The organism is Bartonella sp. MR168JLCBS (genome assembly GCF_042194175.1).
The window spans coordinates 1-295 of record NZ_JBHIMP010000605.1 but is presented as its reverse complement, the minus strand read 5'-3'; the positions used below and the strand labels follow the sequence as shown (position 1 = coordinate 295).

1 pseudogene is annotated in these 295 nt (G+C 37.6%); it reads left to right on the top strand.

Going from position 1 to position 295, the window contains the following annotated elements:
- Positions 1–295: pseudogene (locus tag ACFIK8_RS12965) on the top strand (protein TolQ); the annotation flags it as partial.

The window sequence follows — 295 nt, the reverse complement described above, 5'->3', positions numbered from 1 at the left end:
TTATTGCTGGCTTCCGTATGGAGTTGGGCAATTATTTTTGAAAAAATCTTTACCTATCGGAAAATACGGTGTGAAATAAAACAATTTGAACGCATATTTTGGTCAGGAAAACCTTTGGAAGATCTTTATTCAACCTGTAAAAGTCAGCGCCCTAGTAGTATCTCGGCGGTTTTTATGGCAGCAATGATGGAGTGGAAAAAATCCCTTGAAAAAGGAATCCATACATCAATAAGTCTTCAAAGCAGGATTGATAAGGCTATGGATCTTACTTTAGGGCGTGAAAGCGCAAAAATAG